This is a genomic window from Nocardiopsis ansamitocini, assembly GCF_030268225.1.
Taxonomy (GTDB): Bacteria; Actinomycetota; Actinomycetes; order Streptosporangiales; family Streptosporangiaceae; genus Nocardiopsis_D; species Nocardiopsis_D ansamitocini.
Window position 1 is genome coordinate 201,552 of record NZ_BSQG01000002.1, and the last position, 12,377, is coordinate 213,928.

Annotated in this window: 11 protein-coding genes; 7 read left to right on the forward strand and 4 right to left on the reverse strand. The window is 69.4% G+C overall.

Translation table 11 applies throughout. The features are described from left to right. Position 1 precedes the first annotated feature (1 nt). The 7 genes from QSJ59_RS07460 to QSJ59_RS07490 are packed head-to-tail and all read left to right on the forward strand — an operon-like array spanning position 2 to position 8,288. Entirely contained in the window at positions 2-1,513 is a 1,512-nt protein-coding gene (locus QSJ59_RS07460) for an FGGY-family carbohydrate kinase (protein WP_285758172.1), read from the forward strand. After that, entirely contained in the window at positions 1,510-2,475 is a 966-nt protein-coding gene (locus tag QSJ59_RS07465; RefSeq protein ID WP_285758174.1) for a sugar-binding transcriptional regulator, read from the forward strand. Before QSJ59_RS07460 ends, QSJ59_RS07465 begins: the two co-directional genes overlap by 4 nt. Before the next feature lie 29 nt (positions 2,476-2,504). Then, positions 2,505-3,974 (forward strand): sugar ABC transporter ATP-binding protein, encoded by a 1,470-nt coding sequence (locus QSJ59_RS07470; RefSeq protein WP_285758176.1) that lies wholly within the window; start codon positions 2,505-2,507, stop codon positions 3,972-3,974. Further along, on the forward strand, positions 3,971-4,969 hold the full coding sequence (locus QSJ59_RS07475; protein WP_285758178.1) for an ABC transporter permease: 999 nt from the start codon (positions 3,971-3,973) through the stop codon (positions 4,967-4,969). Before QSJ59_RS07470 ends, QSJ59_RS07475 begins: the two co-directional genes overlap by 4 nt. Further along, a complete protein-coding gene (gene deoC / locus QSJ59_RS07480; RefSeq protein ID WP_285758179.1) occupies positions 4,962-5,906 on the forward strand; it encodes a deoxyribose-phosphate aldolase in 945 nt (314 codons plus the stop codon). The genes QSJ59_RS07475 and deoC overlap by 8 nt, the downstream gene beginning before the upstream one ends. An 11-nt stretch (positions 5,907-5,917) precedes the next feature. Beyond that, complete coding sequence (locus QSJ59_RS07485) at positions 5,918-7,357, forward strand: aldehyde dehydrogenase family protein (RefSeq protein WP_285758180.1); 1,440 nt, start codon at positions 5,918-5,920, stop codon at positions 7,355-7,357. Next, positions 7,350-8,288 (forward strand): aldehyde dehydrogenase family protein, encoded by a 939-nt coding sequence (locus tag QSJ59_RS07490; protein ID WP_285758181.1) that lies wholly within the window; start codon positions 7,350-7,352, stop codon positions 8,286-8,288. Before QSJ59_RS07485 ends, QSJ59_RS07490 begins: the two co-directional genes overlap by 8 nt. An 88-nt stretch (positions 8,289-8,376) precedes the next feature. Here QSJ59_RS07490 and QSJ59_RS07495 read toward each other — a convergent pair whose 3' ends face one another. From QSJ59_RS07495 to QSJ59_RS07510, 4 genes are all read right to left on the reverse strand, one after another. Further along, positions 8,377-8,595, reverse strand: a complete 219-nt coding sequence (locus QSJ59_RS07495) for a hypothetical protein (RefSeq protein WP_285758182.1) — start codon at positions 8,593-8,595, stop codon at positions 8,377-8,379. Positions 8,596-9,005: 410 nt separating this feature from the next. After that, positions 9,006-9,242 (reverse strand): hypothetical protein, encoded by a 237-nt coding sequence (locus tag QSJ59_RS07500; RefSeq protein WP_285758184.1) that lies wholly within the window; start codon positions 9,240-9,242, stop codon positions 9,006-9,008. 56 nt (positions 9,243-9,298) lie between these two features. Further along, complete coding sequence (locus QSJ59_RS07505; RefSeq protein ID WP_285758186.1) at positions 9,299-10,525, reverse strand: helix-turn-helix domain-containing protein; 1,227 nt, start codon at positions 10,523-10,525, stop codon at positions 9,299-9,301. Positions 10,526-10,650: 125 nt separating this feature from the next. Beyond that, positions 10,651-12,369, reverse strand: coding sequence for an alkyl sulfatase dimerization domain-containing protein (locus tag QSJ59_RS07510; protein ID WP_285758187.1), 1,719 nt, complete (start codon positions 12,367-12,369; stop codon positions 10,651-10,653). Positions 12,370-12,377: the final 8 nt, after the last annotated feature.

Genomic DNA, 12,377 nt, shown 5'->3' on the forward strand with positions numbered 1-12,377 from the left:
CGTGAGCGCGCTGTTGGCCATTGACCTGGGAACCGAGAGTGCTCGGGTTGCCGTCTACGCCGCGGACGGGACGCCTCTGGGGCAGGGGGAGAGCGGGTATCCCACCGACTTCCCCTATCCCGGCTGGGCCGAGCAGGACCCTGAGGACTGGTGGCGTTCGGTCGTGGCCGCCACCCGGGACGCACTGGCCTCGGCCGGGGGGCCCGAGGTGGCCGGCCTCGCGGTCGCCACCACCGCCTCCACGGTCGCGGTGCTCGACGCGCAGGGGCGTCCGTTGCGTCCGGCGCTGCTGTGGATGGACAGCCGGGCCAGCGCCGAGTCCGCCCGCACCGCGCGGGTGGACCACCCGGTGCTGCGCTACGCCGGTGGCTCCGACGCCGTGGAGTGGCTGGTGCCCAAGGCGATGTGGTTGGCGGGCAACGAACCCGAGGTGTATCGGGCGGCTGCCCGTGTCACCGAGGCCGTCGACTACCTGGTGTGGCGCTTGACCGGTCAGTGGGTCGGATCGCAGATGAACGCCGTCTGTAAGTGGAACTACGATCCGCGCGGTGCGGGCTTCCCCGATGACCTCTACGCCGAACTCGGGGTGCCCGACCTGCGCTCCAAGTTGCCCGACCGGGTCGTCCCGGTGGGGGAGGCGGTCGGGGAGCTCGCCACCGCTGCCCGCGTGGAGTTGGGCATCCGGGGCCGCGCGGTCGTCTCCTCCGGTGGTATCGACGCCCATCTGTCGTTGCTTGCCGTCGGCGGTGCGCACAGCGGCCGGGTGTCCATCGTGTCGGGCACCTCCAGCGCGTTCATCACCGAAATGGCCGAGCCGGTCTTCCCCCCGACCGTCTGGGGACCCTACCCCGATGCGCTCAACCAGGGGGCCTGGCTGGTCGAAGGCGGTCAGGTCACCTCCGGGTCGGTCCTCAAATGGGCCGGCGAACAACTGCTGGGGCGTCCGCGCGCGGAACTGCCCGCCCTGATCAAGGCCGCAGCCGACCTTCCACCGAGCGAACACGGACTCGTGGTCCTGGACTACTTCATGGGCAACCGCACCCCCTTGCGCGACCCGCGCCTGCGCGGAGCCGTCCTCGGCCTGACCTTGGGCAGCACCCCTGAACAGGTCTACCGGGCCGCCGTCGAGGGCGTCGCCTACGGAACCCGCCAGGTGGTGGAGTCCTTCACCGAGGGCGGGGTGCCCGTGGACGAGATCTTCGTCTCCGGCGGCATCCGTCACAACCCCCTGTGGTTGCAGACCACGGCGGACGTGCTCGGGCGCCCGTTGAACCTGGTGGCGGGGGACAACCTCTCACTGCGCGCCTGCTCGGTCATCGCCGCGGTCGGAGCAGGGCAGGCGGGCACCCTCGAAGAGGCTGCCGCGGCCTTCGCCCCGGCCGTCCGGGTCGTGGAACCCGACCCCGCCCACGCGAGCGCGTTGGACCGCGGTTACGCCGACTACCGGGCGGCCACCGCGGCCACCCGCGAGATCGCCCACCGTCTCAGTGCACCGGAGCGGAGGACGAGATGAGCGATCCCGACTACGAGAGCCTGCTCTACCAGGTCGCCTCGCTCTACTACGAGCACGACCGGACCCAGGAGCAGATCGGCACGCAGCTGCACTTCACCCGGTGGAAGGTGGGGCGCATGCTGGTGGAGGCCCGCGAGGCCGGAATCGTCCGCATCGAGGTCATGCACCCCCAGGCCCGCGTACGCGGGCTGGAGAAGTCGCTGCGCGACCGCTTCGGCCTGCGCGACGCCGTCGTGGTGTCGGCCCGCTCCTCCCACGACGAGGAAGAACTGCGGGTCCGAGTCGCCGAGGCGGCCGCCGGTTATCTCGCCGCTCTGCGCCCCGCCCCGCGCCTGCTCGGGGTCTCCTGGGGGCGGACCCTGGATCTGATCGCCCGCAACCTCACCCCGGGATGGGCCCAAGGGGTCGGAGTGGTGCAGATCAACGGCGGGCTCAGCCGCTCGCGCCGCCCGAGTTCGGCCCAGGACATGGCCAGCCGGATCGCCCATCAGGCGTCGGGCACGGTCACCCTCCTGCCGGTACCGGCCATCGTCGACCACGAGAGCACCCGCCAGGTGCTGGAGCGGGACAGCACCGTTTCCGACGTCCTCGGGCACGCGGCCGACTCCGACGTGATGCTGTTCAGCCCCGGCGGAATCGGGGCGGACTCGGTCCTGGTGGACTCCGGTCACATCGATGCCGCGGACGTCGACCTCCTCGCCGCCGGCGGCGCGGTCGGCGACGTGGTGGGCCGCTTCGTCGACGCCTCCGGACAGATCGTGGACCCGGAGCTCAACGGGCGCACCCTCGGCCTCTCGCTGGACGCGCTGCGCGCGGCCCCGGTCTCCATCGCGGTGACCTCGGGCACCGCCAAGTACGCGGTCTGTGCGGCCGTCGTGTCCAGCCGGCTGTGCAACACCCTCATCACCGACGACCGGACGGCCAACTGGCTGCTCGATCACGACGCAAACGAGGCGAGATGACAACGGAGGCCGAAACCCCCCGTTTGACGATGAGCAACATCGTCAAACGGTTCCCCGGCACCGTCGCCAGCGACGGCGCCGAACTGTCCGTGCGACGGGGGGAGGTGCACTGCCTGCTCGGCGAGAACGGGGCCGGCAAGAGCACCCTCATGAAGATCCTCGCCGGCTCCTACCAGCCCGACGAGGGCGAGATCCTCCTCGACGGCCAACGCGTCGTGCTCAACAGCCCGCAGGCGGGGCTTGCTGCGGGCATCGCCGTCATCTATCAGGAACTGGACCTCGTCCCCGACCTCAGCGTCGCCCAGAACCTGCTCCTGGGACACGCTCCCGCGACAGGTCCCATCGTCCGCAAGCAGAAGCGGCTGGAGCTGGCGCGAGCGGCCATCACCAGAGTCGGCGGGGACTTTCCCGTCACCGCGACCGTCCGCGACCTGCCCATCGCAGCCCAACAGCTCACCGCCATCGCCAAGGCCCTGACCTCCGACGCGCGCGTCATCGTCATGGACGAGCCGTCCGCGACCCTGGGTGAGAACGACCTGCTCAAGGTGTTCGAAGTGATTCGCTCCCTCGTTGCCGAGGGCCGCTCGATCATCTACATCTCGCACCGCATGGACGAGGTCATGGAGATCGGCGACCGCGCCACTGTGCTGCGCGACGGTCGGACCGTGGGCGTCTACGACGTGGCCCGGACCGGTCCCGAGCAGTTGGTCGCGGCCATGATCGGCCAGGAGCGCGAACTGGTGCAGTCCACCGAGCGGCCCCGCCCCGAGGGGGAGGTGCTGTTGGAGGTGGAGCGCGTCCGTATCCCCGGCGTCATCGACATCGCCGGTATCGACGTGCGCGCCGGCGAGATCGTGGGCCTGGCCGGCTTGGGCGGGGCGGGCCGCACCACACTGCTCAAGTCGTTGTTCGGTGACATCAAGGCCGCCAGGACCGTGCGGTTGGATGGTGCGTCGCTGCGCGTCGCCAGTCCCGCTGCCGCGGTGCGCGCCGGACTGGCACTGGTACCGGAGAGCCGCAAGGAACAGGGGCTCATGCTGGGGTTGTCGGTGGCGCGCAACGCCGCCGTCACCGCCCTTGGCCGGCCGCCGTGGCTGCTGCCCCGACGCATCGGCAAAGCACGTACCGCGCCCGTCCTCGACGACCTGGGGGTGCGCTTCGCCTCACCCGACCAGCCAGTCGGCAAACTTTCGGGCGGCAACCAGCAGAAGGTCGTGCTCGCCAAGTGGATCACCAGGGGCGGCGTGCGCGTCCTGCTCCTGGACGAACCCACCCGCGGCCTCGACGTCGGTGCGAAGGCCGACCTCTACCGCCAGGTCCGCCAGCTCGCCGACGACGGAGTCGCGGTGCTCCTCGCCAGCAGCGAGCTGAACGAGCTGACCGCCAACGCCGACACCATCTGGGTGCTGCACGAGGGGCGCAACGTCGCCCACTTCGACCCGCGCACCACACCCGAGACCACCATCGCGCACACCGTCATCACAGGAGTGACGCCATGACCGCATCCACCACGGCACTCGCCCCCGAAGCCGTGCCCGGCACGCGCAAACGGCGCGGCTCCGACCTCTTCGTCAAGTTCAACCTGCTCATCGTCTTCCTGGCGCTGTGCGTGGTCGCGACGCTGCTCGCACCCGAGTTCCTCACCACGCGCAACATGGCGAACCTGCTCCAGCAGTCCTCGCTCACCGGGATCGTCGCCATCGGAATGACCCTGGTCATCCTCACCGCCGGTATCGACCTCTCCGTCGGCAGTACGGCTGCCTTCGGCGGAATGACGGTGGCGCTGCTCATCGACAAGGACATGAACTTCGTCCTGGCGATCGCCGTCAGCCTCGCCATCGGGGCGTTCTTCGGCGCGGTCATGGGCGGGCTGTCGGCCTACCTCACGCTGCCGGCGTTCATGACGACCCTGGCGGGCCTCACCGCCATCCGCGGTCTCACCTACCTGCTCACCAACGGTGAACCCGCGGGCGGGGACATTCCCGAGGCGTTCCAGCTCCTGGGCGGCGGTTTCCTCGGCTACGTCCCGATCGTGGGCATCATCTTCGTTGCCGTCACCGTCATCGCGGCCCTGGTGCTGCGGGGAACGACCTTCGGCGAGTACGTCTACGCCGTGGGCAGCAACAAGGAGGCCGCGCGGCTGTCGGGCCTGCCGGTGCGTGCTGTCATCACTGCGGTCTTCGCCATCTCCGGTGCGCTGTCGGCCCTGGCCGGTGTGCTGTTGACCTCGCGCCTGACGATCGGCCAGCCCACCGCCTTCAACGGCCTGGAACTCGACGCGATCGCCGCGGTCGTGCTCGGCGGCACCAACCTCTTCGGTGGCCGCGGCGGCGTTTTCGGTACCTTCATCGCGGTTCTCCTACTCTCGGTACTGCGCAACCTGTGCAACCTGCTCGGCCTCGGGTCGTTTTTCCAGATGGTCGTCACCGGGGTCATCCTGGTGGTCGCGCTCATCCTCAACATGGTTATAGAGAAGCGAGGTGCTCGTGCCTGACACAGCACTGGCGTCCGCAACAACGGCGTCGAACACGTCGCTGCGGGCCTACCTGCACGGACTGCCCGGAGTGGATGAGGTGGGCGCGCGTGCGCGCGCCGCCGACCTGTCCACCCGTTCCATCAAGACCACCGCCAAGGCGGAGGCCATCGACCTGGCCATCCGCATGGTGGACCTCACCACCCTGGAAGGTGCCGACACCGCCGGCAAGGTCCGGGCGCTGGCGGGCAAGGCCAAGCACCCCGACCCCGCGGACCCGTCGGTGCCCCGTGTGGCCGCGGTGTGTGTCTATTCCGACCTGGTCGCCGTCGCGGTCGAGGCGCTGGCCGGCAGCGGCGTGGGTGTGGCCTCGGTGGCCACCGCCTTCCCGTCCGGGCGCGCCCCGCTGGAGGCCAAGCTCATCGACACCCGCCGTGCCGTCGCCGACGGTGCCGGCGAGATCGACATGGTGATCGACCGAGGGGCGTTCCTCTCCGGGGACTACGTCAAGGTCCACGACGAGATCGTCGCCGTCAAGGAAGCGTGCGGCAGCGCCCACCTCAAGGTGATCCTGGAGACCGGCGAGCTCGTCACCTACGACAACGTGCGCAGGGCTTCCTGGCTGGCCATGCACGCCGGAGCCGACTTCATCAAGACCTCGACCGGCAAGGTCGCGCCCGCCGCGACCCTGCCCGTCACGCTCATCATGTTGGAGGCCGTGCGCGACTTCCGTGCGGCGACCGGGCGTCAGATCGGGGTCAAGCCTGCGGGCGGTATCCGTACCACCAAGGACGCGATCAAGAACCTGGTGCTCGTCAACGAGACCGCCGGCAGCGACTGGCTCGACCCGGCGTGGTTCCGCCTGGGGGCGTCCAGCCTGCTCAACGACCTCCTGATGCAGCGGACCAAGCTGACGACCGGGACCTACTCCGGTCCCGACTACTACACGCTGGACTAGGGGCGCCGGACATGTCAGACAAGATCTTCGAGTACGCGCCCGCGCCCGAGTCGCGCGCCGTCGTGTCGATCCGGCCCGAGTACGGCCTGTTCATCGACGGTGCCTTCACCGAGCCCACCGAGCAGCGCATCACCAGTGTCAACCCCGCCGACGAGGAGGAGCTGGCCCAGGTCTCGGTGGCCTCCGACGCCGACGTGGACCGCGCCGTGGCCGCGGCCCGCAGGGCCTTCGAACGGGTGTGGGGGCCGATGGCTCCCGCCGAGCGCGGCAAGTACCTGTTCCGCATCAGCCGCATCATCCAGGAACGGGCCCGCGAGCTCGCGGTCCTGGAGTCCCTGGACAACGGCAAGCCGATCAAGGAGACCCGCGACGTCGACATCCCGCTGGTCGCCGCGCACTTCTTCTACTACGCGGGTTGGGCCGACAAGCTCGCCCACGCCGGGTTCGGGCCCGACCCGCGTCCGCTGGGCGTGGCCGCCCAGGTCATCCCGTGGAACTTCCCGCTGCTCATGCTGGCCTGGAAGATCGCTCCGGCACTGGCCGGCGGCAACACCGTCGTCCTCAAGCCGGCCGAGACCACCCCGCTGACGGCCCTGGTCTTCGCCGAGATCTGCCAGGAGGCCGGTCTGCCCCCGGGCGTGGTCAACATCGTGACCGGTGCCGGTGAGACCGGCCGTGCGCTGGTGGCGCACCCCGGAACCGACAAGGTCGCGTTCACCGGTTCCACCGAGGTGGGCCGCGAAATCGCGCGCACGGTCGCCGGAACCGACAAGCGGGTCACCCTGGAGCTGGGTGGCAAGGGCGCCAACATCGTCTATGACGACGCGGCCGTGGACCAAGCCGTCGAGGGTGTCGTCACCGGCATCTTCTTCAACCAGGGCCACGTCTGCTGCGCGGGTTCCCGGCTGCTGCTCCAGGAGTCGATCGCCGAAGAATTCCTGGAGCGGCTCAAGGCCAGGATCTCCCGGTTGCGCCTGGGCGACCCCCTGGACAAGAACACCGACATCGGCGCGATCAACTCCGCGGCCCAACTCGCCCGCATCCAGGAATTGGCCAGGGCGGGAGACGACGAGGGCGTCGAACGCTGGTCCCCGGCCTGCCCGCTGCCCGACCGCGGTTTCTGGTTCGCGCCGACCCTGTTCACCGGGGCCACCCAGGCCAACCGGGTCGCCCGCGAGGAGATCTTCGGCCCAGTGCTTTCCGTGCTGACCTTCCGCACCCCCGAAGAGGCGGTGGAGAAGGCCAACAACACCCCCTACGGCCTCTCGGCCGGGGTCTGGACCGAGAAGGGGTCCCGGATGCTGTGGACCGCCAACCGGTTGCGTGCCGGAGTCGTCTGGTCCAACACGTTCAACAAGTTCGACCCCGCCAGCCCGTTCGGCGGCTACAAGGAGTCCGGCTACGGTCGCGAGGGCGGCCGCCACGGACTGGAGGGCTACCTCAATGGCTGAGTCCAAGAAGCACCGGAAGAAGGACACCGGCACGACCGAGGCGGCTCCACAGCGGGATACGTCCTCTGCCGTCCCCGCGCGCCTCGCTGTGCTCAAGACCTACAAGCTCTACGTCGGCGGCGCGTTCCCGCGCTCGGAATCGGGCAGGAGCTACTCCGTGACCTCAAGCGACGGCGCGCACCTGGCCAACGCCGCGCTGGCCTCCCGCAAGGACGCCCGCGACGCGGTACTGGCCGCGCGCAAGGCGTTCGGCGGCTGGTCGGCGCGTACCGCCTACAACCGCGGCCAGATCCTGTACCGGGTCGCCGAAGTACTGGAGGGCCGCCGGGCCCAGTTCGAGGCCGATCTGGTCGATGCCGACGGGGTGAGTGCTGACGAGGCGGCGCGCCTTGTGTCGGCGGCTATCGACCGTTGGGTCTACTACGCGGGGTGGACCGACAAGATCGCCCAGGTCGCGGGTGGTTCCAACCCGGTCTCGGGGCCCTACTACAACCACTCCGCTCCCGAGCCCACCGGTGTGGTCGCGGTTGTCGCGCCCCCGCAGGGGCCGCTGCTGGGCCTGGTCTCGGTCCTGGCGCCGATCATCGCCGGAGGCAACACCGCGATCGTCGTGGCGAGTGAACGCGCGCCGCTGGCCGCCGTCACCCTGGGAGAGGTGCTGGCCACCTCCGACCTTCCGGGCGGAGTGGTCAACATCCTGACCGGGCGCGTCGCCGAGCTCGCGCCTCCGTTGGCCGGGCACGCGGACGTCAACGCCCTCGACCTCACCGGTGCCGGGGACCTGGCAGCCGAACTGGAAGAGGCCGCGGCCGCCACGCTCAAGCGGGTGTTGCGCCCCCGGGCCGAAGAGGACTGGTTCGCCGACCCCGGGCTGTCGCGGGTCACGCCGTTCCTGGAGACCAAGACGGTCTGGCACCCCATCGGGGTGTAGCGCGCCCGGGGCTCACGGTGCCCTGGCCAACACTGGGCCCCGCCGACCGGTCGGCGGGGCCCAGCGCCGTATGGGGTGGCAGGCGGTGCTACACCGAGGATTCCTCAAGGCGCAGGGCCACGCCGAGGGCGAAGAACGTGGGCGCCCACTCACCGACGAACAGGCCCCATCTGTCCGCCCGGTCGGTTCCCGCCTTCTCCGTTTTCTTCGACACCAGCCAGGCGAGCGCGCTGAGCCCGATCGAGGCGAATCCCGCGGCGTAGGCCATGTCGGACGTCAGACCGGCCTCGGACAGTTTGCTGATCATGGTGCTCCTCAGGTTGGACCGTGTGTGCACAGTGGCCGCTGTCCCGGCAAGGGCAAACACAACCCGGCATGCTGGTCAAAGGCGGACAGGGCGACACCGGGTCCGCTTCCTGGACGCCGGTGCCGCGAGGGTCCCGCTAGGGGCGAGACAAACGGGGAAGGGGCGGGAAGGGGAAGCCGTCCCGGGATACCGGCCAACGCCCGGTCCGGCGACTCCTCGGCCGGGGCGGCAGTGGGGGCTGTCGCTGTCTCGCTGCTGTCGGTTGGTGAACAGGTGCGCGAAGGCATCCGCGTCGCATCCGTGTTTTCCTGGGTATTCGTGCACAGCGGTCCCGTCGAGCTGCGCCTTGTCCTGATCAGGCAACAGCGGTGTACGGCGCAACCCGTGGCCCGTTGTCGGCCTTGACGTGGTCAGAAAATGCGGGAGGGGGTGTAGGGAGGTTTCTCCAACAGGGCTTCCAAGGTTTTCGCGGTGTCGCCGTGCAGTGTCCGGTCGAAGCGTTCGCCCGCGCTGATGTTGGTCGCGACCCACCCGCGCGGCGTCCCTTTGATATGGGTGCGCCAGATCTTCCAGCCCCGCGGGTTGTAGGTCTCGTTGAGGCGCGCGAGTTCGTCCTCGCCGCCTTCCTGCTTCCTCTTCGTGGTCATATGGTGACTCTAAGTGGCGTTGATTGAGGGAATGGATACAGTCTGTATCTTTTTCGCTACGTAGAGATCGCGCCGACTTTCACTGCGAGGTCCGCGGCCCGTTGGCGCAGTTCGCCCCGGTGCGCCTCCATCTCCTCCAGGAGAATGCTGCGGGCATAGCCGTTGTAGCGGATCGTCTCCGGCGCGGCGAAGTGCGCGTTCTCCAGGGTGGCCAGCGCCGACACCGTGTCGCCGGCGAGATGGTGCGCCCGGGCGGTCTCGATCTGGTGGCGGGCGCGGCGTGGCCGGGAAGGAATGTACGCGGTCGCCGCGTGCGCCTGCCGCACCGATTCGCCGGCGGCCCGCAGCTCCACGGCAATGGTGACGGCATGGGCCCCCATGATCGCGCGGGAGAACGAGGTCACCGGGTGGTAGTACGCGGAAGGAAGGCGCTGGGCCACCGCGTTCGCAGCGTCCCAGTACCCCCAGGCAGTCCCTGACTCGCCTCGCCTCGCCGCCGTGTACCCGGCTTCGAACAGCAGCGCGCCGTTGACCGCCCGCTCCGCGTCGGTACCGTCGGCGAGACAGGGCGAGAGCGCGTGCACCGTCTGCTCCGTCACGAGGTCCGCCGCGTCCCAGTCGCCCGCGTCCCGGTGCGCCTGGGCCATCAGCCACGCCGAGATGCCGATGACATGCAGGTCGCCGGAGTCCTGCGCCGCCACAAGGCCGCGCTCGGCCACGCGCCACAACAGATCGGCGGGGGGCTGGTAGGCGATGAAGAACTGCGAGAGCGCGTAGACCTCGGCGAGTACGGCCTGCGCGGCACGCCGGACCCGTCCCGACTCGGCTTGCCTGGCCGCCAACTGGGCATCGGCGATCAGATCGGGGAGCAGCCCGCCGAGCACCCTGCGGTGGTTGGGGGCACAGTGCCGCGCGACCCACGCCGAGTCCAGACGTGCGCGCAGGTGCCGCACCGACGGCGCGGGGCGTTCCGTGGGGATCACGACCGAGTCCACGGCCCGTCGTACCGTCGGCAGCAGTTCGTGGCCCGGGCCGGTGAACAGCCGGGTGGGCACGGACTCCTGGCCGGTCAACTCGGACAGGTCACGCATACGCAGGTTCTCGGCCAGGCACAACAGGATCGACAGCTTCGGGGTTCCCAGCCGGCCCGATTCCACGGCCTTCACCCATGAGGGTGATTTACCGACCAGCCCGGCCAGAACCTCCCGGGTCATACCGCGTCGAGTCCGTTGAATCTTCAGTCGCCGGCCAAACGTCAACGGCTCCGGATGTTCGTGGGACATCAGGTTCTGCCTTCCTCGGATATGGCTGTCCCAAGAATAGGCAAAGGGTGTTATCGCACGTCAGGGAATTATCTCCTCGGCCCTTGGTGGACTGTCCGAATCCTTGGGCGAGGGCTGGGGCCCTCCTACGGGAGGGCGGTGCCGGGCAGCCGGCCGACCGGACGCTGGTAGGCCAGAGCAGGGCGGGGCCCGATGGCCCCCCAGAACCGTCGTACATGGGCGACCTCGCCGTCGATCTGGACAGCCCCCCACACCACGAGCGTTTCGAGGTCCTCCTCCCCGTAGACGAGTTCCCCCAGATGCTGTTTGGCCAAGGTGATACGGGCGTCGATCGTGTCGGGGAGGTCGGGCAGGACCCGCAACACCAGGTTGTGCAGTCGCAGTGCATAGTGCTCACCGGTGTCGGACAGGTCCACCCCGATGGTGACGTCCAGTTCTGCGGCGACCTCGGGAAGGATACGGAACCGCAGGGTCTCCAGGATGGCGTGCGCAGTCATCCACTCCGGGCGCTCGATCAGATCGCGCACCGCTTCCAGGTCGATGTCCCCGGACACCTCCATCGCGGCGGAGTAGTAGTAGTTGCGCAGAAGCGGGTTCGGGGCGGCATGGCCCAGGGTGCGAAGAGCGCTCTCCAGGGCACGGCGTGCACCCGGACTACGGGGTGAGGCGTCCAACGCCAATTGGGCCAGTTCCGCCGACCACTGCGCCTCACCGTTCTGAAGTGCTGCGCGCGCCTCCTCCACCAGACGGTCGCCCCCGATGAGCTGGGCCAGGCGACCGGCGCGCACGGTGCGCGGCAGGGGCGTCAGTTCCGCCGCCCGCCCGGAGAACCACCCGAGATAGGTCGTGTAGTGGTGTGTCGTGGCCCGTACGAAGTTCCCGTAGAGAGGCCGTCCGAACGCACTGAAATCCATGTGGTCGGGGATGTCCACCAATTCCAGGAGAGCGTCGGGGTCGGCGCCGGCCTGCATGTGGCGTATCGACTGGTCGTGGACGTACTGGATGCCGTCACGGTAGAGCTCCAGGGCGGCGCGCACGCGATCGGCGCCGTGCAGGGGCGGGGTGAAACGGGTACCGACCAGGTGGGCGACGTCGAGGTCGCCCACCGACGAGATCATGGCCTGCCATTCGTTGCTGATCCGTGAGTGCGGGCCCTCGACACCGATGAGGTTCGACGGGCTCGAGTAGACCTCGTTGGGAACGAGGGCCAGTCGGTGGTCGGGAAGATAGACGCCGACGGAGTCCCCCCGGTCACTGGTGGCGACGAATCGCATGCGCAGCCCGGCATAGCGTTTTTCCTGGGCCGTGTGCACGGTCGTGGTCGGTTCCACCGGTGCACCGGGATAGGCGCCTCCCAGCGCCCGACGCAAGGGGGAGCGTCCTTCCAGGGCCTCCCGCAGCAGGGGGCCGTATTGCAGGGCCCGGCGTACCGCGATCACCGAGGCAAGGGCCTGGCTGCGGGCACTGTCGGTATCGTGCCAGCGAGGAGCGGCCAGGACCGGTACGCCGGTGGCACGAAGCTGTGACAGCACCGCGCTGGTTCCGGAGCAGTGGTCGACACGGTTCTCGCCGTAGACGATGGCCCGTACCGGCTTGGCTATCTGGTCGGTGATGCATCGGGCGATTGCCTGGCCCTGCTGGTAACCGTCGCCGGTGCCGTAGAGGACGACGCCGTTGCGGCCCTCCAAAACCACGCAGCGCAACATCCGGCCTTCCACGGTGTGCAGTAGCCACGCCGGAGTGTCCTCCACCCGGATGGCGTGCAGGGGCTCAAGATCTCGGTGGGCCTCGCGGCCGACCGGCTGGGCCCCGGAACCGTAGGGGTAGGAGAGGGGATAGGACACGCGTACTT